This window comes from Nocardia brasiliensis (assembly GCF_011801125.1).
Taxonomy (GTDB): domain Bacteria; phylum Actinomycetota; class Actinomycetes; order Mycobacteriales; family Mycobacteriaceae; genus Nocardia; species Nocardia brasiliensis_C.
The window spans coordinates 7284026-7310677 of record NZ_CP046171.1 but is presented as its reverse complement, the minus strand read 5'-3'; the positions used below and the strand labels follow the sequence as shown (position 1 = coordinate 7310677).

Below are 26652 nucleotides of genomic sequence, written 5' to 3'. Positions count from 1 at the left end.
GGCGGTCACGCCAGCGCCCCCTGCCTGGCCAACAGCGCGGCGCCCATCAGACCGGCGCGCGCACCGTAGGCACCGAGCACCACCCGCGGCGCGGGCACCAACCGGAGCCGGTCGGCGATGGCCTGATGCAGCGGGTCGGTGAGCGCCGCTCCGGCGCCCGCGAGCCCGCCGCCGAGGATGATCAGCTCCGGGCAGGCCGCGTGCACGATGCCGATCAGTCCGTCGGCCAGCGCGTCCACCGCGTCCACCAGCACCGCCTTGGCGTCGGGGTCGCACGCTACGAGGGCGAAAACCTCTGCCGCGCCCTTGGTTTCGCGGCCGGTGCGCCGGGTGTACGCGCGCGCTATCGAGGCGCCGGAGGCGACGGTCTCCACGCAGCCGGTGTTGCCGCACGGGCAGGGCAGCCCGTCCGGGCGCACCGGAATGTGGCCGTACTCGCCGACCTGGCCGTAGCCGCTGCGCACCAGCTGCCCGCCGACGGACAGGGTGCCGGAGATGCCGGTGCCAAGGATGACGACGCAGACGTTGTCGTGGCCGCGTCCGGCGCCGAAGCGCCATTCGGCCCAACCCGCCACGGCGACATCGTGTTCGATCAACACCGGGATGCCCCAGCGGTCGACGAACCGGTCGCCGATGTGCACGTCGCGCCAGCCGACATTGCTGCTGAACACCGCGATCGAGCGCGTGGAATCGACGATCCCCGGCAGCACGACGGCCGCGCGCCGCACCCGATCGCGCTGGGCCGCGCTCAGTTCGGCGAGCAGCTGATCACCGAGTGCGCCCATCGCCTCGAACGCCGCCTCGCCCTGCGGCGTGGCCACGGTCGCCACGGCGAGCACTTCGCCTGTGCGGTCGGTGATTTCGCCCTTGATGGTGGTGCCGCCGACATCGAGGCCGAGCACCAGTGCGTCCTCGGGCAACGTGGCGGGCCGCGGGGGTGCCGCGGCCTGCCACGTCGACGGGCCACCAGGACGAGCCGTCGCGGTCGGCCCGGCAGCGCCGATCGCGGGCCTGGCGGCACCGGCGGAAGGCGCCGTGCTGTTCGCAGCGGCGCCCGCGCCCAGCTCCGCCGCGGTAGCGGCGGTGTCGGACGATCCGGCCGCAGCGGTGCGCGGCCGGTCGGTTCGCTTCGGGTCGTGCTCGGCTGACATGCCTCGCACACTAGTTCCCGCTGCCGGTAACGGCGCCGCTACGGACGCCGCGGTGGGGTCGGGGCTCACCGAACCGGATTCCTCACTGGTCCAGGACGACCGAGCGGTTGAGGCCACGCGGGTGGTCGGGGTCGAGTCCGAGGTCGGCCGCGCGCAGGATGCACAGCTGATGCACCCGGACCAGGTCGGCCATCGGATCGATGTCACGGTGCTCGAAGTGCGCGCCGGTGCTCGCGATATCGGCGGCGAAGTTCGGCACCAGTGGGCCGAAGGCCCAGACCGCGCGACCGGGCGCGGAGATGGCGATCGGGCCGTGCCGGTACTCGGTGGACAGGTAGGACTCGGTCCAGGACTGGCAGGACTCGCGCAGCTTGAGCCCGGACTCCTCGGCGATGGCGGCGGCGAAGCCCATGCCGACGAAGCTGATCTGCTCGGCATGGCGCACCTGGGCCAGCGACACCGTGGGATCCTCGGCCAGCACGGCGCGGGCCTGGGCGATCACCGGGGCGAGGTCCTCGCCGAAGTGCCAGCGCAGGATGGCCAGCGTGGTGGTGGCGAAGCGGGTCTGCACCACCGACTCCTCGTCGACCTCGTCGATCAGGATCGGCGCGCCCAGTTCCAGCACCGGGGTGCCGGGACTGGAGCAGATGACCGTGCGGGGGACGTCCGCGGGCAGCTCGCGCATCGCGTTGACCACCTCGGTGGTGGTGCCGGAACGGCAGATCACCAGGTAGCGGTCGTACTCGCGGCCGGAACGGACCTCGCTTGCGGGCCAGGCGTCGGTCAGACCGTGGCCGGCTCGCTCGCGCAGGGCCGCGATCGCTTTGGACATGAACAGGGAAGTGCCGCAACCGATCACAGCTACTCGCTCGCCCTTTTGGGGGAGGATTTCGCGGTGCTCGGCGGCGATCGTTTCGGCGCGCGCCCAGTCGTCAGGCTGGGTGGCGACCTCTTTGGCCAGATGGGTGGCGGGCGTGGGTTCGGCTGAGATCGACACAACAACAGAATCCGCCCGGTGATCGTTCATGTCAACTTAACGAGCGAATCGGTCACATATGATCAAGGTTGGGTCTAGATTGAGTGGCGGGTCGATCAGGTCGATCCCATCATCGGCTGTCCAGTGGCGCCGGATGTGCAAATTTGAAAGGTTCTACTCGTGAAAAGACCACTCCACGGCGTGCTCGCGGGGGTCGCGATGGTCACCGGCCTTGCGCTGGCGATCTCGTCCTGTGGGTTCGGCTCGAAAGATTCCGCCGACTCCGACACCACGATCAACTTCTTGGCTCCGGCCTATAGCGACGGGGCCAACGGCACGAAGGCGCTGTGGGACGGCATCATCGCGGACTTCCAGAAGCAGAATCCCGATATCAAGGTGAACCTGCAGATGGAGTCCTGGAACTCGATCAACGACGTGGTGCGCACCAAGTTGCAGTCGGAGTCGACCACGCCGGACATCCTGAACATCGACGCGTACTCCAGCTTCGCCAGCGACGGCATGCTCTACCCCGCTTCCGAAATCGTCTCCCCGCAGGTACTTTCGGATATTCAGCCGGGCTTCGCGAAGAACGCGTCGCTGAACGGGACGCAGTACGCGCTGCCGCTGTTCGCCTCGACCCGCACGCTGTTCTACAACACCGACCTGTTCGCCAAGGCGGGCGTGGCCACGCCGCCCAAGACCTGGGCCGAACTGACCGACGCGGCCAAGAAGATCCAGGCCCTCGGCGACGGCGTCTCCGGCTACGGCCTGCCGCTGGGTAGCGAGGAGGCCCAGGGCGAGACCTCCATCTGGACCTTCGGCGCGGGCGGCACCTGGTCCGACGGTGACAAGGTCACCGTCGACACCCCGGCCAACCTCGAGGGCGTGCGCGCCATGCGGGAGATCGCCGATGCCGGTGTGACCCAGCCGAATCCGGGCGCGACCGACCGCAAGGACGTGATCAATGCCTTCATCCAGGGCAAGATCGGCATGATCGAGGGCCTGCCGCCGACCATCGGTCAGATCGCCGCGAAGAACCCGAGCCTGAAGTACGCGACCGCGCCATCGCCGACCAAGACCGGCACGCCGGTGACCCTCGGCGTCGCCGACCACCTGATGGCGTTCAAGAAGGACGGCAAGAAGGCGGCGAACATCAAGAAGTTCCTCGACTTCTTCTACGGCGCGGACGTCTACGCGAAGTTCGTCTCGACCGAGGGCTTCATCCCGATCACCAACACCGCCGCGGCCAAGCTCGCATCGGACCCGGTGACCAAGGCGTTCGGCTCGACCCTCGCGGTGGCCCAGTTCTACCCGAGCAACAACCCGAAATGGGCTGCGGCGCAGGGCGCCATCCGTCAGCAGATGGGCACCATCGCGCAGGGCACCGACCCGGCCCAGGTGTTGCAGCGGATCCAGGAAGCCGCGAAGTAGCGTGCGGCGGAAAGGAACTCTGGCGGCGATACCGTGGATCGGACCCTCGCTGGTCCTGATCGCGGCTATCGTCGCCTTCCCCGCCTGCTACATGGTGTGGACCAGTACCAGGGATCTGAGCGCCTACGGGCAGGATCGCGGCGCGGCCGGACTGGAGAACTTCCGCACTCTGTTCGGGATCTCCGAGCTCGGCTCGGTGCTGCTGCACACGGTGGTCTGGGTCGTCGCCGTCGTCCTGATCACGCTGGTGATCTCGGCGGGCCTGGCCCAGTTCCTCAGCAAGGACTTCCCCGGCCGCACCGCGGTCCGGATGGCCGTGCTGGTGCCGTGGGCCGCGTCGGTGGTGATGACGACGACGATCTTCTACTACATGCTCGATCCCGACGTCGGCATCGCGAACCGGTTCCTGGTCGATATCGGCCTGCTGGACCGCGGTTACGGCTTCACCAAGCAGCCGACACCGGCGTTCCTGGTCGCGATCGGCGTCGCGGTGTTCGTCTCGATCCCGTTCACCACCTACACGATTCTGGCCGGGCTGCAGTCGATTCCGGCCGAGATCAGTGAGGCGGGCCGGGTCGACGGTGCGAGCGCCTGGCAGCGGTACCGGTATCTCATTCTGCCGCAGCTGCGTCCGGCGATCGCCGTCGCGACGATCATCAACATCATCAACTCGTTCAACTCGTTGCCGATCCTGCAGGTGATCACCGGCAGTATCGCCGGCTTCCAGGCCGACACCACGACGACGTTGATGTTCAAGCTGATTCGGCAGAACCAGCAGGTCGACACCGCCGCGGCGATGAGCGTGCTGAACTTCGTCCTGATCATCGTGATCATCGCGATCTATGTGAAGGTGATCCGGCCTACCCAGGAGGTGGACGGATGACCGCCGACACCGACGTGACGATCGAGCGGGTCACCGGCACCGTCGTGCCCGCGGGGCGGGCTGAGCGGCCCAAGGTCCGGGCCAAACGCCGCCGCTGGGAACTGACCGCGGTGGGCGTGGTGATCGCGGCGCTGTTCCTGCTGCCGTTCATCGTGATGGTGCTCGGCTCGTTGAAGGACCGCGCCGAAATCCTGCGCATCCCACCGACTTACATTCCCGAGTCGTGGCATCCGGACAACTACGCCACCATGTGGGACACCCCGGAGACACCGCTGCCGTTCAACATGGCGAGCACGGTGATCATCTCGGTGTTCGCCACGGTGCTGGTGCTGCTGGTCGCCATCCCGGCCGCGTATTACACGGCGCGGCACAAGTTTCCGGGTCGCGCGGTGTTCCTCGGCCTGGTGCTGGTGACCCAGATGTTGCAGCCGACGGTGCTGGTGACCGGTCTGATCCGGGAATTCTTCGCGATCGGCATCAACGACACCTTCCTGGCGATGATCCTGGTGAACGCCGCGTTCAACCTCTCGTTCGCGGTCTGGATCCTGCACAGCTTCTTCGCCGCCATCCCGGTGGAGATCGAGGAGGCCGCGCAGCTGGACGGGCTGAGCCGCTGGCAGACCCTGGTCCGGGTGAGCCTGCCGCTGGTGTGGCCCGGCATCGTCACCGCGACCATCTTCGTCGTGGTCTCCTGCTGGAACGAATTCGCCGCCAGCCTGGTGGTGCTGACCACGCCGGAGAATCAGCCGCTCTCGGTCGCGCTGACCAAGTTCGTCGGTCAGTACGACACCTCGTGGCAATACGTTTTCGCTATCTCCACCGTGGGCATCATCCCGGTCGTCATCCTGTTCGCGCTGATCGAAAAGCGCCTGGTGGCCGGTCTTACCGCGGGCAGCGTCAAGTAGTTCGACACGGCGGGTGGTGCACTGGGCCACCCGCCGTTGTCGTGCCGTGAATCGAAGCACTGTCTGAGACTGGACTTCCGGTCCGTTATCTGAAAAGATCCCTGACCAATAAGGGTCATGGCCGGTAACGGGAAGGCAGTTTTCGATGAGCGTGCGCAACGGTGGGCGCGTGGTCGTCCTCGGCGTCATCGCACTGATGGCGACATGGATGGGGCTCGGCTCGGGGCAGGCGGTACCCGGGCCGGACGTGCGGGTGGAGCCCGCCCCGGCACTTACCCTCCCGCCCGAACTGGATGACTTCTATCGGCCGTCCGCCGGTGCCGTCGCGGCCGCGCAGCCGGGGGAGATCCTGCGCGCGCGGGCGATCTATCCCGCGTTCATGGGCATCCTGCGGCTGAATGTCGACGCGTGGCAGCTGCTCTACCGCACCACGAACAGTCAGGGCGAGCCGATCGCGACGGTCACCACGATCCTGAAGCCGCGCGGGCCCGCCCCGGCGGGCGGCTCGAAGCTGCTCTCCTATCAAATCGCCGAGGACAGCGGCGCGCAGTACTGCGCGCCCTCGTATGTGGCCCAATCCGGGGCCATCCCGGTCGATTACGTCAACGCGGCCGAGACCCTCATCCCGATCGCCGCCGGGCTCGGGCAGGGCTGGACCATCGCGATGCCCGACTATCAGGGTCCGAACTCGGCCTACGGCGCGTCGCGGATGAATGCCCAGGCGACGCTCGACGGCATCCGCGCCGCGGAGAACTTCGCGCCCGCGCAGTTGAGCGGGCCGCGAACGCCGGTCGCGCTGTGGGGCTACTCCGGCGGCACGATTCCGACGGCCTTCGTGCCGGAGATCAAGGAGGAATACGCGCCGGAACTCAATATCGTCGGCGCCGCCGCGGGCGGGGTCGCGGCGGGCGACTATGCCGGCGTGGTGCGCCACAACAATGACGGCGTCTATGCCGGGCTGATTTCCGCCGCGTTCGTCGGCCTCGCCACCGAATACCCGGAAATGCAGCGTGTGCTGCGCGAGCGGGTGGATCTTCTCGGGCAATTCGTGCTGGCCTCGAAGAAGGTGCTGTGCCACCCGCAGGGCGCCCTTCTTTTCCCGGGTTTCAACTATCTCGGCACATTCCAGGGTGCGGACCCGTTGGCGCTGCCGGAGATTCGGGACGCCATTGCCGATAATTCCCTCGGGCAGCGGACCCCGTCCGTGCCGATCTACTTCTATCACGCGCAGAACGACGAACTCATTCCGATTGCCGGCACCGATGCGGCGGTGCGGAAATACTGTGACGGCGCGGCGCCGAGCGTGACCTATGTGCGGGAATTCGCGGCCGAGCACCTTTCCGGTGTGGTGTCGCATCTGCCCGGCGCGTTCTATTGGCTGAAGGATCGGCTCGACGGCGTCGCCGCGCCGCAGGGTTGCACCATCACCAGTCCGGTGAGCACGATTCCGGAACCGCAATTCGGCCAGGCGCTCTCGGAGATTCTGCCGCCCATGGCACAGGCGCTCGTCGGGCAGGCGATCGGCGCGCACCGGTAGTCGATTGCCCCGGCGCCCGCCGATGTCCGCGCCGGGTGCTCCGCCGCTGACCGGGTAGCATCGAACGGTGGCACGGCGGGAAGAGGAGACGAAGGACGGTCGCAGCTACGGCGGGCTGTCGCGGGAACAACGGGTGGCCCAACGGCAGGCCCGTTTGCTCGATGCCGCCTTGGAGCTATACGGAACTCAGGGCTACGCGGCCACTTCCATCGAGCGACTGTGCGCGGTGGCCAATGTTTCCACGCGCAGTTTCTACGAGGATATGGGCAGCCGGGAAGCCTTGCTGATCGCGCTGGTGAATCGGATTACCTCGCACGCCGTCGCGCGGGCCCTGGAATCACTGGCGAAAACCGAGAACGAACCGTTGTCGACCAGGGTGGTCGAAGGCTTTCGCGCCTATCTCGCGGTGACCTGTGCGGATCAACGTTCGGCCCGGGTCTGCTATGTCGAGGTGGTCGGGGTGAGTCCCGCGGTCGAGCAGTGGCGGGCCGAACAGCGGCGGCTGTTGTCGGCATTATTGGTCAGCGAGGCCGAGCGGGGCGTCGCCCGGGGCGAGGCCAAGCCGCGGCGCTTCGATCTTTTCGGGCTCGCGGTGATCGGCGCGGTGAACTCACTGGCCCAGGAATTGGTGCACAGCACGAAACCGGATTCGGTCGTCACGCTCGACGAAATCTGCGACGAGATCGCCTATCTCGTGCACGCGGGCCTCGCGTACGCCTGAATCGAAAATCGGCTGAATCCGTGTCAGCCCGGTCCGGATTCAATCTGAAAAGATGACTTGCCGAAATTTGGTGAATCTCCTACAGTCGAATCGAGCTCCGCAGTGGAGGGGCGATCAATTCTCTGGACGGAGTCTTCATGTCCGCCATCGGAAATGCCGCACGCGCATTGCTGGTCAATCTGCATTCGGTGACCGTCTTGCAGCGCGCGGGTTTGATCGATCTGCGGGCGCCGGTCGGGATGCTGCGCGCGTCGCGGGCGGTGCGCCGCTACGGCGGTATCGCGGGGCCGGTGCGGATCTCGGCCCGGCGCGCACCCGAGCGCGTCGCGTTGCTCGATGAACTCGGCCCGCTCACCTACCGGGAGCTGGAGGAGCGCAGCAACGCGCTCGCGCGTGGCCTCATCGGTCTCGGTCTCGGCCCCGGTGACACGGTGGCCGCCCTGAGCCGGGATCGGCGCGAACTGGTGGACACCATGCTCGCCGTCGCCAAGATCGGGGCCAGGCTGGTGCTGCTGAACACCGGCTTCGCCGGACCGCAGCTGGCCGATGTCGCGGCCCGCGAGGGCGTGCGCGCCGTGGTGTACGACGCGGAATTCGCCGACCTGCTGCGGGTGCTGCCCGCCGAGGTGTGCCGGGTGGTCGCGGTGCACGAGGGGACGGCGGGCACCCCGACGGTCGAGGGACTGATCGCGGGCAACGACACCGCCGAGCTGGCGCCGCCATCGCGCCAGGGCGGCTTCGTGCTGCTCACCGGCGGCACCACCGGCACACCGAAAGGGGTGCCGCGCGAGGTGCGCTCGCCGCTCGCGGCGGCCGCGCTGCTCGAGCGAATCCCGTTGCGCCGCAATCAGACGCTGGTGCTGGCCGCACCGCTGTTTCACGGCACCGCGCTGAACCAGTTCATTCTCGCGCTGTCGCTGTGCTCGACGGTGGTGCTGCGCAGGCGATTCGACGCGACCGCGACGCTGGCCGCGGTCGCCGCGCAGCGGGCACAGGTGCTGGTGCTGGTGCCGACCATGCTGCGCCGGATACTCGACCTGGGCCCCGAGGCGCTGGCCGCGCACGACACCAGCAGCCTGCGCATCGTCTTCAGCGCCGGGTCTGCCCTGCCCGCCGCGCTCGGTGAGGCGGCCACCGCGGCGTTCGGCGACGTGCTCTACAACTTCTACGGCTCGACCGAGGTCGGGGTGGCCGCCATTGCCACGCCGCGGGATTGGCGCGCGGCACCCGGGACGGTGGGTAAGCCGCCGACGGCGTGCACGGTCCGGCTCTACGACGAGGACGGGCAAGTGATCACCGAACCGGGCAGGCGCGGCACGATCTACGTGCGCAGCGTGTTGTCGTTCACCGGATACTCCGGCGGCGGCACCAAGGACAGCGTCGACGGCCTGCTGTCCTCCGGTGATGTCGGGCACTGGGACGCGGGCGGTCGGCTGTTCATCGACGGCCGCGACGACGACATGATCGTCTCCGGCGGCGAGAACGTCTTTCCCGGCGAGGTCGAAGAGCTGCTCTACGCGCATCCGGCGATCGCGGAGGCCGCGATCGTCGCGGTGCCCGACGACGAATTCGGCCAGCGGCTGGCGGCTTTCGTCGTGCGCCACCCCGGGCACGAACTCGACGCCGACGCGGTCCGTGCGCACGTGAAGGCCAACCTGGCCCGGTTCAAGGTGCCGCGCGATGTCACGTTCGTCGACGAACTACCGCGCACCAACACCGGAAAGCTGCTGCGCCGAGGCCTGGCGGGGCACTGATGAGCATCCGGCGATCCACCGCAACGCTGCTCCGCCTCGTCACCGTGGCCGGTGTGCTCATCGCGTCCGCGCTGTTGCCGACGGTCGCGCCGCGCGCCACCGCTGAGCCGTCGCCCACCGTCGGTCTGCCGAAGGCGAACGCCCGCACCGGATTACCCGACGGGTGGCAGCCTGCGCCGGAACGCTACGGCGTCGGCGAGCAGAAGAATGTCGAACTGCCGATGGCCGACGGTGTGGTCCTGCGCGCCGACGTCCGTTATCCGACAGACGCTTCCGGCGCACCCGCGGCCGGGCCCTTCCCGATCGTGCTGACCCAGTCGGCGTACGGGAAGGACAGCGCCGGGCTGGTGCGGCTGCTGTCCTATGAGGGGCTCGGTCCGCTGCTGGAGCAGGCCTTGCCGAGCGTCGTCGACGTGGCGAAGCAGATCGGCGATGCCGCGGGCTATGGCGACTATTTCGTCGAACGCGGCTACATCAGCGTGATCGTCGACATCCGTGGCACCGGCTCGTCCAACGGGCAATGGAGCATCCTGCAACCGCAGGAGCGCGAGGACGCGAAGCGCGTGATCCGGTGGGCGGCAGCACTGCCCAACTCGACCGGCGAGGTGGGGCTGTGGGGGCTGTCCTACCTCGGGATGAGCGAACTGTTCGCCGCCGGTGTGCTGGAACAGGATTCGCCGGTCAAGGCGATGTTCCCGCTGATGGTCGGCAATCACGCGTTCCAGGATCTGCTCGGGCATGACGGCTTCTACAACACCGCGTTCCTCGCCTCGATGCTGCAGGTCCCGATCACCCTGCTGCCGCAGCTCGATCCGATCCTCGGGCTGTACCGCGAGCCCGGCAAGCTGGCCAGTGTCTTCGTCGACCACTTGCTCTCGCACTTTCGGCCAGAGGGCACGTGGCCGTCGTTGTTCAACGCGCTGGCCGACGGCGACCGGGCCTACAACGGTCCGTACTGGGAGTCGCGAGCGATCGACACGGTGCTGGATCGAGTCGGGGCCGCGGGCATTCCGACCTATCTGATCGGCGGACAGTACGACCTGCTGCAGGACGGCACGCCGCGGACCTTCGCCGGATTGCAGAACGCCTACGCGGGCCGTTCGCACCACGGGCCGATGCCGGCGCACGCGCCATCGAGCGGCCGCTTCCAAATGCTCACCGGCCCTTGGTTTCACATCCAACCCGGCGTGCAACGCAACACCGACATCGATATGCACGCCCTGCAACTGGCCTGGTTCGATCGGTGGCTGAAGGACGACCGCAACGGCATCGACGAGACCGAGACCCCGTTGCACGCCATCGACATCAACGGCAACGTGATCGAGAGCGCGACCTATCCGGTGCGCGAAACCCCCACCCGCAACCTCTATCTGGCCGCCGATGGGCGGCTCACGCCGGATCGCCCGGTGGTGGAGTCGGGTTCGGATCGGGTGCGCTTCAGCCCGGTCAACGGCGGCACCATCTGCAATGCCTCGTTCTCGCGCAACTTCTCCGGCGTCTACGAGTTGCTGACCACGCTGGCCGGGGTCGACGATCCATGCGCGCGGTTTCCCGCGCATCCGGACATCCCTGGGCTGCTGGACAATCCGCAGTACACGACCGATCCGTTCACCGAGCCGACCGTGCTGGCCGGGCCCATCGGCGCCACGCTGTTCGCCGTGTCGAACACACCGGCCTCGGCGTTCAGCGTGACCGTGCAGGACATCGCACCGGACGGCACCGCGTTCGCGCTCACCGACGGACAGCTCGCGGGCAACTTCCGTGCGCTGGACGAGGAGCGGACCTGGCGCGCCGCCGACGGCAGCGTGCTCGGCGCGTTCCACCCGGGAACCAGGGAATCCATGCTGCCGGTGGTGCCGGGGGAGCTGACCGAGTACAACGTCAAGGTGCGCCCGGCATTCCATGTGTTCGAGCCCGGCCATCGGTTGCAGGTGACCATCGCCTCCGGCGACGCGCCGACCCATATCTTCAACCCGAAGGACTACCCGGCACTGCTCGGCGGCGAGTACGACATCCAGCGCACCGGGCAGGCGGCCTCGTTCCTCACGCTGCCGCTGGCGGGCCTGTCGCGGCCGCGACCCTGAGTCGTAGCTTCCGGCTTGGCATCGCCGCGCCGGAATCTCTACGGTCGGCGGGGTGCCTGTGATCAGATTGTCCGCGTGCCAAGTGAAACTGCAGGTCGCGTGCGAGGTGGTGTGAGATGACGGGACCGACCGACCGCCCGCAACGGTGGAACCGCCTGCTCGAACTGCTCGCCGAATCCGGGCGGCTCTCGGTGGAGGAGGCCGCCGAGCGACTCGGCGTGTCCTCGGCGACCGTGCGCCGCGACTTCACCGCGCTGGCCGAGCAGCAGCTCGCCACCAGGACGCACGGCGGTGTGGTCGCCACCTCGGTGGCCTACGACCTGCCCGCCCGCTACCGGCAGACCGGCGGCGAGGCCAAGCAGCGCATCGCCGAACACGCTGCGTCCCTGGTAGATCCGCGCGCGGTGATCGCGATGAACGGCGGCACCACGACCACCGCGGTGGCGCGTGCGCTGGCCGGGCGCACCGATCTGGGCATCACCGGCGACGAGCAGCTGACCATCGTCACCAACGCGCTCAACATCGCGGGCGAGATGGTGCTGCGCCCGCATATGCGCACGGTCGTGCTCGGCGGCGTCGCCCGCCGCGAGTCCTACGAATTGCACGGCCCGCTCGCCGAACGCGCGCTCGCCGAACTGCGCCTGGACGAGCTGATCCTCGGCGTGAACGCGATCTCGGCGGAGGGCGGCGCGCAGTGCAGGCATATCGATGAGGCCGGGGTGACCACCGAGATGGTGCGCCGTTCCCGCCACGTCATGGTGGTGGCCACCGCGGACAAGCTGGAACGCACCGCGCTGGCCCGCATCTGCAGCATCGAGCAGGTCCAGGTGCTGGTCACCGACACCGACGCCGATCCCGCCGCGGTCGCGGCGATTCGCGCGACGGGGGTGCGCGTCGACGTGGTGTGAGGCCTGCTCGAGCGGACGAGAACAGCCCGGCGCGCCGCGCGTGCCGCGCTGTTCCGCTGCCCGGGACCGGCCCGCTGGATCGGTGCGAACGAACCATTGACTGGGTCTGGACGTCTCATTACCGTGAGTGGGACAACACGTCCCAGGTGAGTGGCAGGGAGCGGTTATGGCCGAGGTCGAGAGCACCGATACCGTCGCCGATTCGACTTTGCACCCACCCCGGTGGGCGCCCACCTTCATTCGCTGGCATCGCACGCCCGTCAGCTGGCGTGCCTCGATCAAGCTGTCGCTCGGCATCCTGCCGCGGGTGCGCGACCACACGGTGCTCGACTATGTGACCGCGTTCCCCGGGCAGGACGACGTGATCGTCGCGCGGGTGCCGTTCAAGAAGTTCGTCGTGGTGCGCAGTCCGGAACTGGCGCGCCACGTCCTGGTGTCGAACCAGAGCAACTACACCAAGAGCCCGGACTACGACATGCTCGCGGTGGCGTTCGGCCGCGGCCTGGTCACCGATCTGAACGATGCGCTGTGGCAACGGAATCGGCGGCTGGTGCAGCCGATCTTCGCCAAGCGCAACGTCGATGGCTTCGCGCCGGTGATGGTCGAGGCCGCCACCGACGCGGTGTCCAGGATCCGCGCGCTGGCGCAGACCGACGGCATCATCGACGTCAACGCCGAAATGAACCGGCTCACTTTGGATATCACCTCACGCACGATGTTCGGCACCGATATCACCGGGCCCATGTCCGAGGTGACGCTGTATCGACTGCTGCGGTTCTTCGGCCGCGGCTTCATGACCAACGCCAGTTATCCGATCCACTATCTCGGGACCTGGCTGCACCGGCACGGCAGGCATCGCAACGAGGCCGGGAACTCCCGACTGCCGATGCGGATCATGCGCGCGCTCGGCTGGGTGATCGAGCCGCGCAGCATGCGCGACCTGCGCCACGCCGAGCAGGTCGTCGACGGCTTGATCGCCGACCATCGCAGCGGGCGCATCGACCGTAAGGACAACCTGCTCGCCGCGCTGATCGACGCCGCCGATCCGGAGACCGGCTACCGGTACACCGATCAGGAGATCCACGACGAGCTGATGACCTTCATCGGCGCGGGCATGGAGACCACCGCGACCGCGCTGAGCTGGGTATGGCAGCTGCTCTCCGAATATCCCGAGGCCAGGGCGCGGCTGCGAGAGGAGGTCCGCACGGTGCTCGGCGGGCGCCCGGCGCGTGCCGCCGATCTGGACCGGCTGCCGTGGACCCAGGCCGTGGTGGCCGAGACCATGCGGTTGCTGCCGCCCGTGGTCGGGCTCGGCCGCACCGCGAAGGCGCACGACGTGCTCGGCGGCTACCGGATCAAGCCCGGTGACACCGTGATCACCGTCATCCACGGCGTGCACCACAGCAACCGGGTGTGGGACCGGCCCGACGAATTCGACCCGAGCCGGTACCTGCCCGAGCAGGTGGAGCGCGAGCACAAGCGGGCGACCATGCCCTTCGGCGCAGGCAAGCGGATGTGCGTCGCCTCGGGTTTCGCGAGCATGGAGGCCGCGCTGGTGGTGGCCACCTTCGCCCAGCACCTGGAGTTCGACGCGGTATCGGACAAACGGATCCGGCGGCAGAACTCGTTCACCGGTGGTCCGGACGGGCCGCTGCCGATGCGGCCGCGGTTCCTGCCGGAGCTGGAGCGGGCGGACACCGCCGTATAGTCGGACTGGTGAAACCGCCCGCCGCCATGCGTACCCATCGCAGGCGCGGGGGTGGGCAGCGCTGGCGCGAACACAATTCCACCCGGCAGGCGCAGATCCTCGAGGCGGCCGTGGCGCTGATCGAGGACAACGATCCCAGCGTCGAGGTGTCCATCCAGCAGATCGCCGAGCGTGCCGGGCTGGCCAGATCGGTGGTCTACCGGCAGTTCGACAACCGCGACGATCTGGATTCGCGGGTGCGCGAGTACATCCTCGAGAAGTACATCGCCCAGGTCGAGGCGGTTCTGGTGCTCGATCCGGCCAAGACGCTCGAGCAGATCATCTTCGAGGCGATGCGCACCGTGGTGCACTGGGCGGCCGAGCATCCGAAGCTGTATCAGTTCGGGCAGAGCGGTTCGGTGCACGGGCACGCGGCGGGCGAGACCAGCCTGACTATCGGCAGGCACCGGGTCGCGGAAACGCTGTGGGAGAAGTTCCGTGCGGGCAGTGCGCTGCTCGGCATCGAGGTGGCCGAGTACCGGCCGGTGGTGTACGGCTTGGTCGGGCTGGTCGAGGGCATCGTGACCCAGTACATCGGCATGCCCGCCGCCGAGCGCCCCGATCAGGAGACCATCGCCCGCCTGCTCACCTCCTCGGCCTGGCACCTCTACACCGGCCACGCCGCCGACCGCGGCTTCCATTTCGAGCGCACCGCCACCATCGCCGACTCGCTCGCGGTCGTCCTCGCCGCCGCGACCGAGCGCGCCGACTGAAATCCCCTGTGCGGTCCCGCACCCGCTGCCGGAGCCTGCTGCGGGACGCTGAAAAGGGATGCGGCCCAGCGCCTTACCGGCAGCAGCTGGAGCCGCAACACGGCTCCTCGGCGGGTTTGACGGCCTTGATGATCGCCGAGTGCATGCCGTCAGCCACCTCGTGTGTGGTGGTGATTTCGACCTCGGTGAAACCCGCGGCGCCCAAATGCTTTCGATACTCGGCGAACGAGAGCGCGCCCGCGATGCAGCCGACATAGTCGCCGCGCTCTGCGCGCTGCTCGGGCGTGAGTTCGTCGTCGGCGACGACGTCGGCGATGCCGATGCGCCCGCCGGGGGTCAGCACCCGTGCCATCTCGGCGAACACCGCGGGCTTGTCGACCGACAGGTTGATCACGCAGTTGGAGATCACGACGTCGATGCTGTTCGCGGGCAACGGAATCGCCTCGATATGTCCCCGCAGGAATTCCACGTTCGACACCCCGGCCCGCGCCGCGTTCGCTCGCGCGAGCGTCAGCATCTCCTCGGTCATGTCCACGCCATAGGCCTTGCCGGTGGGGCCGACCCGGCGTGCGGAGAGCAGCACGTCGATGCCGCCACCGGAACCAAGGTCCAGGACCCGCTCGCCCACCCGGAGTTCGGCGACCGCGGTCGGATTGCCGCAGCCGAGCGAGGCCGCCGCGGCCGCGACGGGAAGTTGCTCGCGGTCGGTCGGCTCGTACCGGCTCGCGCCGAACTTCTGCTCGGCGGCGATCGGGTCGGCGCCGCAACAGTCCTCGGCCACCCCGCCCTCGGCGACGGTCCGTGCGGCGAGCGCGTAGCGGGCACGCACCGTTTCCCGGAGTTCATTGCGCTGATCGGTCATGACATCACGTCCCTGACTTGTTCGAACCTGATCGGAAAGCACGCCTTCGACCGGGTTGTATTGATAACTATCGATACAAGCTTGCCCCGTTGGATCGAAGTCTGTCAATATAGATAGGTGTCGAAACAAGAACTGCCGGTGCGTGCCGCCGACTGCTGTGCCACGCTGACCGCGCCGCTGGCACCCGAAACCGCGGTCGAGCTCGCCGGTGCGTTCAAAGCCCTGGCGGACCCGGTCCGGCTGCGGCTGCTCTCCCTGATCGCGACCCGAGCCGGCGCGGAAGTCTGCGTGTGCGAACTGACGCCGCGGTTCGACCTCGCGCAGCCCACCATCTCCCACCACCTGAAGGTGCTGCGCGAAGCGGGCCTGATCGACTGCGAACGCCGCGGCACCTGGGTCTACTACTGGCTGATCCCCGCGGCCCTGCAACAACTTTCGGCCGTGCTGGGTAGCGGCATCGGTGACCCCGTGCGTACGGGTGCGCCGCGGTAGGTCACCGGCCTGCGGGTGAATGGTCCCGCAGGACAGGGGGTTTCGCGTGGTGTCAGGGTGTGGTGGTGGCTGGGATCGGGGTTGGTTCGGGGGTGGCACGCATGGTGCGCATCCAGACGATGAAGCCCCAGGCGACGAAGCCGGCATAGACGAAGTAGAGGGTGGCCGAGGGGTAGTAGCCGGCTTTCACCAGGAGCGGGATGCCGACGATGTCGACGGCGATCCAGATCAGCCAGAATTCGGCGAGGCCGCGGGCCATGCCGTAGGTGGCGAGCACCGATCCGGTGAAGATCCAGGCCTCGGCCCACGGGCCATAAGACCCGATCACGGCGAAGAGCTGGGCGAACGCGGCGGTGCCGACGAGCATCGCGGCCACCAGGATCAGGCGTTCCCGGTTGCTCGCCCAGCGCGGGTCCACCCCGCGATGCTCGAGGCCGGTCTCGATCTTGGCGTGTCGATACCAGCTCCACCAGCCGTACACGCTGACCGCGATGAACATCAGCTGCCGCCCGGCCTGCCCCGCCATGTTCAGGTGCTGCGGCGTGTTGAACACCCCGCCGACGAACACGGTGAACAGCAGCGTGTTCCCGGCGATCCCGATCGGCCAGGCCCACACCCGGCGACGCATGCCGCCGATCGCGGAGGTGAGGCCGAAGCCGTTGCCGATCACCTCGCGCCACAGGATCTCCGAGCCTGCGATGTGCAGCTTGGCGTCGAGCAAGGTGAGAAGCGGGTTCACCTGTCGTACAACCAGCGCACCGGCCGATCCCATCCAGCACCCGGATATCGGCTCGCGCGGATTCGAATCACCGGCCCGGCTCGCGCGCGTGCAGGGTGACCGGCAGCGCGGAGGGCGAGAGCACGAAATCCTTGTTCGAGGCGCGCACCGTGTACTTCGGGTCCGGCTCCGGCCGCCACCGGGCCAGCAGCGCGGCCGCGGCCAAGGTGATCTCCAGCAGCGCGAAGTGATCGCCGAGGCAGCGCCGCCTGCCGACGCCGAAGGACAGGTTGGCCTTCTTGTCGATGTCACCGGCGCGCTCGGGCGACCAGCGCTCGGGGTCGAAGCTGTCCGGGTCGGTGAAGTAGCGGCTGTCGTGCTGAACCATGTAGGGGCTGAACATGATTGCCGCGCCGTCGGGAATGGTGAGCCCGCCGACGGTGACGTCGCCGTCGGCGGTGCCCGCGCTGATCCACGGGCCCCAGAACCGGAGTGTCTCCGCCACAACCTGTTTCAGGTAGGGCAGTGCGTTGATGTGTTCGGCGCGCACCGGTCCGGCGCCGACGACGGCGTCGAGTTCGGCGTATAGCCGCTCGGCGACCTGCGGCCTGTGCAGCACCTCGTGCCACAGCCAGCCGGTCAGCGACGCCATCGACCCGACGCCGCCGGCCAGCATCAGGATCGCCTCGTCGATGATGTGCTCGTCGGACAGCCGCGCCCCGGTCTCGCTGTCGGTGTGCCGGATCAGCGCCGACACCACGTCGTTGAAATCCTCGTCGCGGCGGCGGTATTCGGCGACCACCTCGCCGATCGCGCCGCGCAGGTGGCGTGCCTTGGTCCGCCATCGCCAGTTCGCGATCAGGCGCAGCCTGCGCAGCTGCGGCGGCAGCGCGGTGCGCAGGATGACCTGACTCAGCAGCCACGGCACGTTGTCGCGGATCTCGCGGCGCGCGGCATCGCTGAACTCGGCGGTGAACAGGGTCGAGGACACGGTGTCCAGGACCAGGCCGTGCGCCTCCTTCATCAGGTTCACCTGCCCGCCGTCAGGCAGTCCCGCCGACCACCGCTCGGCGATGTCGGCGGCCGCTTTCGTGTATTCGGCGAGCCTGCTCTGCCGCAGCGCGGGCGCGATCATCCGGCGGCGCAGCTTGTGTTCGGCGCCGCGCAGCACGTTCACCGACCCGCCCGCGATGTCCTTGATCGCCTCGCGCAGGTCTTCCCGATTGAGCTCGCCGTCGCCGAGCCCGGCCTCGCGGACCAGGTCAGGCGTGGTCAGCAGGTAGCCGGTCTGGTTGCCGAAGTAGATCCGCACGATCGGCCCGAGCGCGGGCAGCGACGTGACGAAACCGGGCGCGTCGCGCAGAGCGCGCAAGCCGTGCCCGACCAGCGGCAGCCGCCCGGGTGCGGTGGGTACTTCCGCCAGCGAACGCGGTAGCACCATTTCGGGTGGGTAGTCCGTCGGCTCGGCAGTGTGCACAATTGCACGGTACCTACGCGAACGCTCAGTTGTAGAGCCCATAGTTCTCCGGAATGCCCACCGCACGCGGAAAGAAGCGCCCTTGAGAATCGCGATCCCACTGACCGGAACCCGTGGCGACGTCCAGCCGGTGGTGGCGCTCGGGCTCGAATTGCGCCGTCGCGGCCACGATGTGCTGCTCGGCGCGCCGCCGAATCTGGTCGGGTTCGTCACCGACGCCGGGCTGGCCGCGGTGCCGTGTGGGCCCGACGTGCAGCAGCTCTACAGTTCCGACGAAGGTCAGCGGGCGCTGGCCGCTGGCAACACACTGCGGCTGATGCAGCTGGTCGGCAAGCAGATGTCCGGCTACGCCGAGCAGATGAATCAGGAGGTCATCGACGTCTGCGCGGGGGCGGATCTGATCGTCGCGAGCACCGTCACCGAGGACCGGGCGAGCTCGGTCGCCGAGGCGATGGACGTGCCGCTGGTGAGCCTGCACTATTTCCCGTGCCGCAGCACCAGCGGGTATCCATTTCCCGGCGCGCTGCCGCCGCACTGGAATCCGCCCGCGCCGGTCAACCGGGCGACCTGGGCATTGGCCGAGAACCTGCGGCGGGTGGTCTTCATGCGCTACCTCAACGAGTTACGCACGAGTCTCGGGTTACCCAAGTCGCGCGCGAGCACGGCCGCGGTCCTGGCCCGCGCACAGGTCCCGGAGATCCAGATCTACGACCCCGCGCTGGTGCCGGGCCTGGCGCAGGAGTGGGGCGCGCGCAGGCCGTTCACCGGCTTCCTGACCCTCGACCAGGCGACCAGGGCCGCGGTCGGCGACCTGGCGGGCGATCACGCGAGCATCCTGTCCTGGATCGAGCAGGGCGCGCCGCCGGTGTTCTTCGGGTTCGGCAGCATGCCGATCCGCGACACCGCGGCCGTGCTCGCCATGGCCACCGAGGTCGCGGCGCGGCTCGGGGTGCGCGCGCTGGTGAGCGCGGGGTGGAGCGATCTCGATGTCGCAGCGGCGCAAGCCGGACCGCAGGTGAAGGTGGTCGGCCCGTTCGCGCACGACGTGGTGTTCCCGCACTGCGCCGCGGCCGTGCACCACGGCGGGATCGGGACGCTGTTCGAGAGCCTGCGGGCGGGACTGCCGACGCTGGTCTGCTCGGTCTCGTTCGAGCAGCCGATGTGGGGCGGGCAGGTCGAGCGGCTCGGTGTCGGCGCGCATCTGCGGTTCACCCGGCTCACCACCGACCGTCTCGAACAAGGCGTGGCCGCGCTGCTCACCCCGCAGCGCCGCGCCCGCGCCGCGGCGTTCGCGCGGACGCTGCGCACCGAGGGCGCCGCCGCCTACGCCGCCGATCTGGTCGAGGCCGCGGCCCGGTGACCAACTACGTGCTGGCGGACACGCTCGTCATGTTCCGGCGCTGTGCCAGGCACACCCTGCGCAGCCGGGACACGCTGGTGATCTCGATGTTCATGCCGGTGCTCGTCATGCTGCTGTTCACCTATGTGTTCGGCGGCGCGATCGACGTCGGCGGCCCCTACCTCGACTACGTCGTGCCGGGAATCATGTTGCTGTGCACCGGATTCGGTTCCTCGATCACGGCGACGAGCGTGTCCACCGATATGACGCGGGGCAGCATCGACCGCTTCCGCACGCTGCCGATGTTCCGGCAGGCCGTGCTCGCCGGGCATGTCGCCGAGGGGGTGGTGCGCAATCTGGCGGCCATCGGGATCGCGGTGGCCGTGGCACTGGCGCTGGGCTATCGGCCATCGGCGGGGCTGGGCGGCTGGCTCGCGGCGCTCGGCGTGATCACCCTGTTCGTGCTGGCGATCTCCTGGATCGCGGTGGCGCTCGGGCTGATCGCCAAGAATCCGGAGGCGGCGGGCGGGCTCACCTACGCGATCATGTTCATCCCCTACATCAGCAGCGCGTTCGTGCAGACCGCGACGATGCCGCACTGGTTGCGCGGTTTCGCCGAGTACCAGCCCGCGACGCCGGTGCTCGAGACCGTGCGCGGGCTGCTCAACGCGACCGGCACCGGGCACAACGCGGCACTCGCCGTCGGCTGGTGTCTTGGCCTGGCCGCGTTCGGATTCGGCTGGGCCGGTGTGGTGTTCGGCCGGCTCTCGCGGCACTGAGCCCGGCCGATCGCGCGTGTCGGGGCCCCGGGTTACCGTGTGCCTCGTTACCCAGCGCATCGCTAGACCGTGGAGGACCCCGATGACCGTGCTGCCGGATCGACCGAACACCGCCCTGCTGGTGATCGACGTGCAGAACGGCGTGGTGGCCGAGGCCTACCGGCGCGACGCCGTCCTCGCCAATATCGTCACGGTGCTCGGCAAGGCCCGCGCGGCGGGTGTGCCGGTCGTGTGGATCCAGCACAGCTCGGACGATCTGGTGCGCGGCAGCGCGGCCTGGGAGTACGTGCCAGAGCTGGTCCGGCAGGAGCCGGAAGCCTTGGTGCACAAGCGGTTCAACGACTCGTTCGAGGACACCGAGCTCGAGGACGTGCTGGCGCGGGCCTGCGTCGGCAAGCTGGTGGTGACCGGCGCGGAGACCGACGCCTGCGTGCGCGCCACCATCCACGGCGCGTTCACCCGCGGCTACGACGTCACGCTGGTCGCGGACGGGCACACCACCTTCGACAAGAGCGCGTGGGGCGCCCCGGCGCCCGAGGCGGTCATCGCGCACACCAATCTGTACTGGCAGTACCACCGGGCGCCGGGACGCACGGCCGCCGTGACCAGCGTCGAGGAAACGGTCTTCGGGGACTGAGCGCCGGAAAAATTCGGGCCGCGACCCGGCTGCGTGTAACGATTGCGAAATCTGGGGGCGCGATTCGCAATGTCCGTGCAACGGGCTCCTTCTAGGGTGACCTTCATGAGGGAGCGCAGTACACGCGAGAACGGCGGGGCCGGGTCATGACCGCCACGAGCGAAACCACCGGGGGCACCGGTATCCACATCAGCGGTTTGACCAAGACCTTCCGGGTGGGCCGCAAGACCGTGCAGGCGTTGGACTCGGTGGAACTGCACACCGAACAGGGCACCTTCCTCTCGTTGCTCGGCCCGTCGGGCTGCGGCAAGTCGACGGTGCTGCGCATCCTGGCCGGCCTGGAGACGCCGAGCGCGGGCAAGACGCTGATCGACGGGCAGACACCCGCCGAACTGGTGCGCAGGCACGAACTCGGCATCGCCTTCCAGGACTCGGCCCTGCTGCCGTGGCGTTCGGTGGAGTCGAATATCAAGTTGCCGCTACAGGTCGCGGGCCTGCAGCCGGACCCGGCACTGATCGCCGACCTGATCCGGCTCGTCGGGTTGGACGGCTTCGAGAAGGCCAAGCCCGCGCAGCTGTCCGGCGGTATGCGCCAACGTGTTTCGATCGCCAGGGCGCTGGTGGTGAAGCCGACCGTGCTGCTGCTCGACGAGCCGTTCGGCGCGCTGGACGACATGACCAGGCAGCGACTCAACCTGGAACTGCTGCGGATCTGGACGGAGAAGCCCGCGACCACCCTGATGGTCACCCACGGCATCGCCGAGGCGGTGTTCCTCTCCGATGTGGTCGCGGTGATGAGCCCGCGGCCGGGCCGGGTGCTGGAACTGGTGGAGATCGATCTGCCGCGCCCGCGCACGCCGGAGATGATGCGCACGCCCGAGTTCCATCGGCTGCACGACTACCTGTCCGAGCTGCTGTTCGGCAAGTCCGGCACGGGCGGGGCGCTCGGCAGCGCGGCCGGTGCCGCGAGCACCGGCGGTGGCGCGTGAGCGGGGCGCCGTGGCTACGCCGGGGAGACCGCGCATGAAACGGATCGGCGGCCTGCTCGGTGTGGCCGGGTTGATCGGGGTGTGGTGGTTGCTCGCGGCACTCGGCGTCGCGGGCGGCACGGTGCCGAGTCCGTGGACGGTGGTGCACACCATGTACACCGACGGATGGGGCCTGTACGGGCCAAACTTCCGGATCACCGCGCTCGGCGCGCTGCAGGGTTTCGTGTGGGGCAACGGCCTGGCCATCGCGCTGGCTATCGCGATCATGCTCGTGCCGCAGATCGAATCGCTGGCCACCCAGCTGGCGATCCTGAGTTACTGCACCCCGCTGCTCGCGCTCGGCCCGATTATTCTCGTGGTGTTCGGCGGGCGCACCCCGACGGTGTTCCTCGCGGCGATGTACTGCTTCTTCACCACCATGGTCGGCACCGTGTCCGGCCTGCGGTCGGCGGATCGCACCAGCCTGGACCTGGTGCGCGCGTACGGCGGCGGTCGCTGGCAGCAGCTGTATCGGGTGCAGTTGATCGCGGCGCTGCCGAGTACGTTCGCGGCGTTGAAGATCGCCGCGCCCTCCGCGGTGCTCGGCGCGATCATCGGCGAATATCTCGGCGGCGTGGACAGCGGTATCGGCGTCGCGCTCACCGCCGCGCAGACGGCCTACAACGTGCCGCGCACCTGGGGCATGGCGCTGGCGGCCGCCGCGCTGGCCGGGCTCGGCTACGCGGTGGTCGCGCTCGGCGCGCGCCTGGTCGCCCCGTGGACTGCGCAGGAGGCGCGATGAAGATACTGCTGCGGCTCGGGCGGTTCCTCTTTCCGCTGGTCATCTCGTTGATCCTGATGCTGCTGATCTGGTACGTCTTCCTGAAGGCGTTTCCGCAGGTCGGACCGCGGGTGGGGAAGTCGCCCGAAGACGTATGGCGCTACCTGGTCACCTCGCCGGGCGCGAGCGGCGCCCGCGCGACGATCCTGGACGACCTGCAGATCACGCTGCGGGACGCGGCGATCGGGTTCGGCTTCGGCATGCTGGCCGCGGTGGTGGTGGCCGCGCTGTTCGTCTCGTTCGCCGCGGTGGAGCAGACCTTCCTGCCGGTGGCGATGATCCTGCGGTCGGTGCCGCTGGTGGTGCTCGCCCCGATCATCGTGCTGGTGTTCGGCCGCGGGCTGGGCGGGGTCACCGTGCTGACCGGCATCGTGGTGTTCTTCCCCGCGTTGGTGATGATCATGGCGGGCCTGCGCAACGCGCCGCGGCAGGCACTGGATCTGGTCGCGGCCTACGGCGGGTCCAAGTGGACCGGGCTGCGCATGGTCGCGGTGCCTGCCGCGCTGCCCTCGGTGTTCGCCGCGGCCAGGATCTCGGTGCCGGGCGCGCTGATCGGCGCGCTGCTCGGCGAGTGGCTCGGCAGCGGAACGGGATTGGGCGCCAGCCTGATTCGAGCCATTCCGACCTTCCAGTACAACCAGCTGTGGGCCTCGATCGTGATCGTCACGATCGTGTCGGTGGTGCTGTACGCCGTGGTCGGCGTGATCGAGAATCTCGTGCTCGCCCGCTTCGGCGCGGACGCGGGGCGGTCGTGAGTCCGGTGCGCCGAACAGGACAAATTTCCCGAAATTCGGCGCTCGGAACGTCAAAGTAAAGAAAACGAAACGCGATCGACCTAGATTCACCGCATGACACCCGCACAGCGTTCTTCGTTCGGGCCGGCACTGAATCGACGGTCTCTGTTTCGCTACTCCGCGCTGGCCGGCGCCGCACTCGGCGGCGCCGGTCTGCTCACCGCCTGTGGCGACAACGCCGCCGACTCCTCTGGCGGTTCCACCCCGGACGGCTCGAAACACGGCACGGTGGCGGTGCAGCTGTCCTGGCTGAAGAACATCGAGTTCGCCGGTGAGTACTTCGCCGACGCCAGGGGCTATTTCAAGGAGGCGGGCTTCGGCTCGGTCAACCTGATCGCGGGTGGCGCCGCGAGCACCTCGGTCGAGGCGGGGCTGGACACCGGCAAGATCTGGCTCGGTCTGTCCGCACCGCAGACCACCGCCAAGGCGGTGCTGGAGGGGTTGCCCGCGAAGATCATCGCGACCACGTATCAGAAGAACCCCTTCGCCATCGTGAGTTCGGCGGCGCGGCCGATCAAGACGCCCGAGGACATGAAGGGCCGCAAGATCGGCGTGCAGGACACCAATCAGCTGATCTTCAACGCGCTGCTGACCGCCAACGGATTGAAGCCGGGCGACGTCACCATCGTGCCCGCGCAATTCGATCCGACGCCGCTGGCCAACGGCGAGGTCGACGGCTGGGTGAGCTATGTGACCAACGAGCCGATCACGTTGACCACCAAGGGATTCGCGAACACCCACTTCCTGTTCGCCGACTACAACCTGCCGCTGGTGGCCGAGACGCTCACGGTCAAGCAGGCCACCATCGACAAGGAGCGTGACAAGCTCAAGGCGTTCCTGACCGCAGAGATCAAGGGTTGGAAGGACGCGGTGGCCGACCCGGCCGAATCGGCCAGGCTCGCGGTCGAAGTGTACGGCAAGGATCAGAAGCTCGACCTTGACGAGCAGACGAAAGAGGCGGTGGCACAGAACGATCTGGTCGTCTCTGCGGACACCGCGGCCAACGGCCTGCTGAGCATGACCGACAAGCTGATCGAGCAGAACATCGCCGCGCTGCGGCTCGCCGATCTGGATATCAAGGCGGATCAGCTGTTCGACCTGTCCGTGCTGCGCGAGGTCTACGCCGAGAATCCGGGCCTCAAGGGCTGACGGCCCGGCCAGTCGGAACTAACCGCCAAGCCCCACCGCTGTTTTCAGCGGTGGGGACTGGTGTGGGGTGTGCAGCGAATGCCGCCCCGTCTGCTCGGTTCTGGCGGCGAGCAATTCGGCCGCGATGGCGACGGCGATCTCGGGCGCGGTGCGCGCCCCGACGTCCAGCCCGGCCGGAGAATGCAAACGGGCGAGCGTAGCTTCGTCGAAGCCGCCCGCCCGCAGGTCTTCCATGCGTCGTGTGTGCACGGTGGGCGAACCCATCGCGCCGAGGTAGCCGAGCTGGGGTAGTCGGAGCGCGACGGTCAGCAGCGGGATCTCGAACTTGGGGTCGTGCGAGGTGACGACAATGCCGGTGTCGCCGTCGATTTCGCCCGCGGCCGACAGCGTGTTCAGGTACCGGTGCGGCCAGTCCACGACGACCTCGGCGCCGGGGAACTTCTCCGGCTGCGCGAAGGTCTCCCTGGAATCGCAGATGGTGACGCGGTAGCCGAGGAACTTGGCCTGCACGGTGAGCGCGGCGGCAAAAGAGTTGGCGCCGAAGATGATCAGGCGCGGCGGCGGCGCGAACGAGGAGACGAACACATCCGAGTCCGGCAGCGCGAGCAGTTCGGTGTTGTGCCGCTTGTCGGTGACCAGGTGCTGGCCGATGAGGTCGGCGTCGGAGTTCCACACGACGGTGAATACGGTGATCCGCCGGTGCGCCCTGATCTCGGCGGCGACGAGCGGGAACTCCGGAAAGTCCCTGCGGGAGAACGGTTCGGTGAACACGTCCATCATGCCGTCGCGGTCCGCGGCCCCCGCCATACCGGTTGCCACGCCGTAGCGGTGCATGGCGCGCCGACCGGTGCGCGCCGCCTGTAAGACCGCCTCGTAGGCGATCTCCTCCAGCCCGCCGTCGGTCACCGCGCCGTACACACCGCCGTCCGGGTCGACCAGCATGGCCGAGCCGATCGGTAAGGGAGCCGAGCCCATCGTGCGCACTATGGTCGCCAGTCCTCCGGTCCGCCCGGAATGCCATACCCGCAGAAGGTCATCGACGATGTCCCGCATAGCTCGCTCCGATCACCGTGCGGACGAGGCCGGGTAGTCACGATCGACGCCCGTCGCCAAATCGTCGCACGTGACGCACACCATATCTGCCCGGCCCGCCAAATAGGTGCGCGCGCCCGAATCTCCTACGGCCTCCTGACATATCGAGGTCCAATGGTTGTGGGAGAGCACAACGGGATGCCCCGGTATGTTGTGGAACACAGCTCGGGCCAGGCCGCTCGAGGAGTCGAATGCCGCGGCGGTCACCCGGGCGATCACATCCGCGCCGACATCGGGGGTGTCCACCGGCATGATCGCGGCGTAGCGCGCCGGGGTGCGCGCGGCGGCGATCAGCCCGGCGCGGACCGAGGCGCCCAGACCCGTCGCCCAGTCCGCCGCCCAGACCGTGACCACGTCGGCGGGGAGGTCGACGGCGCCGGGATCGGGACCGGTGGCGCCGAGCACGACGATCACTGGATCGCAGCCGCCACCGCGCAGCGCGGCCACCGCGCCGCGCAACCACGCACCCCCCTCGGCCAGCGCCTTCGGCTTGCCGTAGCGGGTACCAGCCCCCGCGGCGAGCACGATGCCCGCGCAGACGGGCGCGGCGACCGGACGATCGGGTAGAGCCATGCCACGACGGTATCCCGGAACCGGTGTCGGCGCGTGTCGCAAGAGCGCTGCTCGGGGGCGGGAACGGCCGGTTTGCGCGCGGCGACACGCCGGTCGTCCGGTAGCGCGTTCCGGTGGCGGC

Annotated in this window: 25 protein-coding genes; 18 read left to right on the top strand and 7 right to left on the bottom strand. The window is 68.6% G+C overall.

Features of this window, described 5'->3' with window-relative positions; all coding sequences use genetic code 11:
* Positions 1 to 5: 5 nt before the first annotated feature.
* Both F5X71_RS33420 and F5X71_RS33415 read right to left on the bottom strand, forming a co-directional pair.
* Complete coding sequence (locus F5X71_RS33420; protein WP_167465561.1) at positions 6 to 1151, bottom strand: ROK family protein; 1146 nt, start codon at positions 1149 to 1151, stop codon at positions 6 to 8.
* 82 nt (positions 1152 to 1233) lie between these two features.
* On the bottom strand, positions 1234 to 2148 hold the full coding sequence (locus tag F5X71_RS33415) for an SIS domain-containing protein (protein ID WP_238815601.1): 915 nt from the start codon (positions 2146 to 2148) through the stop codon (positions 1234 to 1236).
* Between the two features lie 159 nt (positions 2149 to 2307).
* On the opposite strand from F5X71_RS33415, the gene F5X71_RS33410 reads away from it, so the two are divergent.
* The 10 genes from F5X71_RS33410 (at position 2308) to F5X71_RS33365 (ending at position 14810) form a co-directional block, all read left to right on the top strand.
* Positions 2308 to 3558 carry an extracellular solute-binding protein gene (locus F5X71_RS33410; RefSeq protein WP_238815600.1) on the top strand — a complete coding sequence of 417 codons (1251 nt, stop codon included), beginning with the start codon at positions 2308 to 2310 and terminating at the stop codon, positions 3556 to 3558.
* A 1-nt stretch (position 3559) separates the two neighbouring features.
* Positions 3560 to 4441, top strand: a complete 882-nt coding sequence (locus tag F5X71_RS33405) for a carbohydrate ABC transporter permease (protein WP_167465559.1) — start codon at positions 3560 to 3562, stop codon at positions 4439 to 4441.
* Positions 4438 to 5346, top strand: coding sequence for a carbohydrate ABC transporter permease (locus tag F5X71_RS33400; RefSeq protein ID WP_174817185.1), 909 nt, complete (start codon positions 4438 to 4440; stop codon positions 5344 to 5346). Before F5X71_RS33405 ends, F5X71_RS33400 begins: the two co-directional genes overlap by 4 nt.
* 145 nt (positions 5347 to 5491) lie before the next feature.
* Positions 5492 to 6883, top strand: coding sequence for a lipase family protein (locus tag F5X71_RS33395; protein WP_167465558.1), 1392 nt, complete (start codon positions 5492 to 5494; stop codon positions 6881 to 6883).
* Between the two features lie 67 nt (positions 6884 to 6950).
* Complete coding sequence (locus F5X71_RS33390; RefSeq protein ID WP_167465557.1) at positions 6951 to 7604, top strand: TetR/AcrR family transcriptional regulator; 654 nt, start codon at positions 6951 to 6953, stop codon at positions 7602 to 7604.
* 137 nt (positions 7605 to 7741) lie between these two features.
* Positions 7742 to 9358: an AMP-binding protein gene (locus F5X71_RS33385; protein ID WP_167465556.1), complete on the top strand. Its 1617-nt coding sequence runs from the start codon at positions 7742 to 7744 to the stop codon at positions 9356 to 9358.
* Positions 9358 to 11442, top strand: coding sequence for a CocE/NonD family hydrolase (locus tag F5X71_RS33380; RefSeq protein WP_167465555.1), 2085 nt, complete (start codon positions 9358 to 9360; stop codon positions 11440 to 11442). Before F5X71_RS33385 ends, F5X71_RS33380 begins: the two co-directional genes overlap by 1 nt.
* Positions 11443 to 11558: 116 nt before the next feature.
* A complete protein-coding gene (locus F5X71_RS33375) occupies positions 11559 to 12350 on the top strand; it encodes a DeoR/GlpR family DNA-binding transcription regulator (protein WP_167465554.1) in 792 nt (263 codons plus the stop codon).
* 166 nt (positions 12351 to 12516) lie between these two features.
* The gene (locus F5X71_RS33370; protein ID WP_167465553.1) at positions 12517 to 14058 is read left to right on the top strand and encodes a cytochrome P450; all 1542 of its coding nucleotides are present in this window, start codon (positions 12517 to 12519) and stop codon (positions 14056 to 14058) included.
* An 8-nt stretch (positions 14059 to 14066) separates the two neighbouring features.
* Entirely contained in the window at positions 14067 to 14810 is a 744-nt protein-coding gene (locus F5X71_RS33365; protein WP_167465552.1) for a TetR/AcrR family transcriptional regulator, read from the top strand.
* A gap of 73 nt (positions 14811 to 14883) precedes the next feature.
* Here F5X71_RS33365 and arsM read toward each other — a convergent pair whose 3' ends face one another.
* Positions 14884 to 15672: an arsenite methyltransferase gene (gene arsM / locus F5X71_RS33360; RefSeq protein ID WP_167465551.1), complete on the bottom strand. Its 789-nt coding sequence runs from the start codon at positions 15670 to 15672 to the stop codon at positions 14884 to 14886.
* A 117-nt stretch (positions 15673 to 15789) separates the two neighbouring features.
* Between arsM and F5X71_RS33355 the strand changes: the two genes are divergently transcribed.
* Positions 15790 to 16164 (top strand): ArsR/SmtB family transcription factor, encoded by a 375-nt coding sequence (locus F5X71_RS33355; RefSeq protein WP_167465550.1) that lies wholly within the window; start codon positions 15790 to 15792, stop codon positions 16162 to 16164.
* Positions 16165 to 16216: 52 nt separating this feature from the next.
* Here the strand turns inward: F5X71_RS33355 and pnuC are convergent, their stop codons facing one another.
* Both pnuC and F5X71_RS33345 read right to left on the bottom strand, forming a co-directional pair.
* On the bottom strand, positions 16217 to 16903 hold the full coding sequence (gene pnuC / locus F5X71_RS33350; protein WP_174817184.1) for a nicotinamide riboside transporter PnuC: 687 nt from the start codon (positions 16901 to 16903) through the stop codon (positions 16217 to 16219).
* 67 nt (positions 16904 to 16970) lie between these two features.
* Positions 16971 to 18359: a cytochrome P450 gene (locus F5X71_RS33345; RefSeq protein WP_167465548.1), complete on the bottom strand. Its 1389-nt coding sequence runs from the start codon at positions 18357 to 18359 to the stop codon at positions 16971 to 16973.
* Between the two features lie 82 nt (positions 18360 to 18441).
* On the opposite strand from F5X71_RS33345, the gene F5X71_RS33340 reads away from it, so the two are divergent.
* The 7 genes from F5X71_RS33340 (at position 18442) to F5X71_RS33310 (ending at position 24866) form a co-directional block, all read left to right on the top strand.
* A complete protein-coding gene (locus F5X71_RS33340; protein WP_167465547.1) occupies positions 18442 to 19719 on the top strand; it encodes a glycosyltransferase in 1278 nt (425 codons plus the stop codon).
* Positions 19716 to 20477, top strand: coding sequence for an ABC transporter permease (locus F5X71_RS33335; RefSeq protein WP_167465546.1), 762 nt, complete (start codon positions 19716 to 19718; stop codon positions 20475 to 20477). Before F5X71_RS33340 ends, F5X71_RS33335 begins: the two co-directional genes overlap by 4 nt.
* 82 nt (positions 20478 to 20559) lie before the next feature.
* Positions 20560 to 21114, top strand: a complete 555-nt coding sequence (locus F5X71_RS33330) for an isochorismatase family protein (protein ID WP_167465545.1) — start codon at positions 20560 to 20562, stop codon at positions 21112 to 21114.
* A gap of 146 nt (positions 21115 to 21260) precedes the next feature.
* Complete coding sequence (locus tag F5X71_RS33325; RefSeq protein ID WP_167465544.1) at positions 21261 to 22103, top strand: ABC transporter ATP-binding protein; 843 nt, start codon at positions 21261 to 21263, stop codon at positions 22101 to 22103.
* Between the two features lie 34 nt (positions 22104 to 22137).
* Entirely contained in the window at positions 22138 to 22884 is a 747-nt protein-coding gene (locus tag F5X71_RS33320) for an ABC transporter permease (protein WP_174817183.1), read from the top strand.
* Positions 22881 to 23678, top strand: a complete 798-nt coding sequence (locus tag F5X71_RS33315) for an ABC transporter permease (protein ID WP_167465542.1) — start codon at positions 22881 to 22883, stop codon at positions 23676 to 23678. Before F5X71_RS33320 ends, F5X71_RS33315 begins: the two co-directional genes overlap by 4 nt.
* A 93-nt stretch (positions 23679 to 23771) precedes the next feature.
* On the top strand, positions 23772 to 24866 hold the full coding sequence (locus tag F5X71_RS33310) for an ABC transporter substrate-binding protein (protein WP_167465541.1): 1095 nt from the start codon (positions 23772 to 23774) through the stop codon (positions 24864 to 24866).
* 18 nt (positions 24867 to 24884) lie between these two features.
* Here F5X71_RS33310 and F5X71_RS33305 read toward each other — a convergent pair whose 3' ends face one another.
* On the bottom strand, positions 24885 to 25919 hold the full coding sequence (locus tag F5X71_RS33305; protein ID WP_167465540.1) for an XdhC family protein: 1035 nt from the start codon (positions 25917 to 25919) through the stop codon (positions 24885 to 24887).
* A gap of 12 nt (positions 25920 to 25931) precedes the next feature.
* Positions 25932 to 26531 (bottom strand): nucleotidyltransferase family protein, encoded by a 600-nt coding sequence (locus F5X71_RS33300; protein WP_167465539.1) that lies wholly within the window; start codon positions 26529 to 26531, stop codon positions 25932 to 25934.
* Between the last annotated feature and the right edge of the window lie 121 nt (positions 26532 to 26652).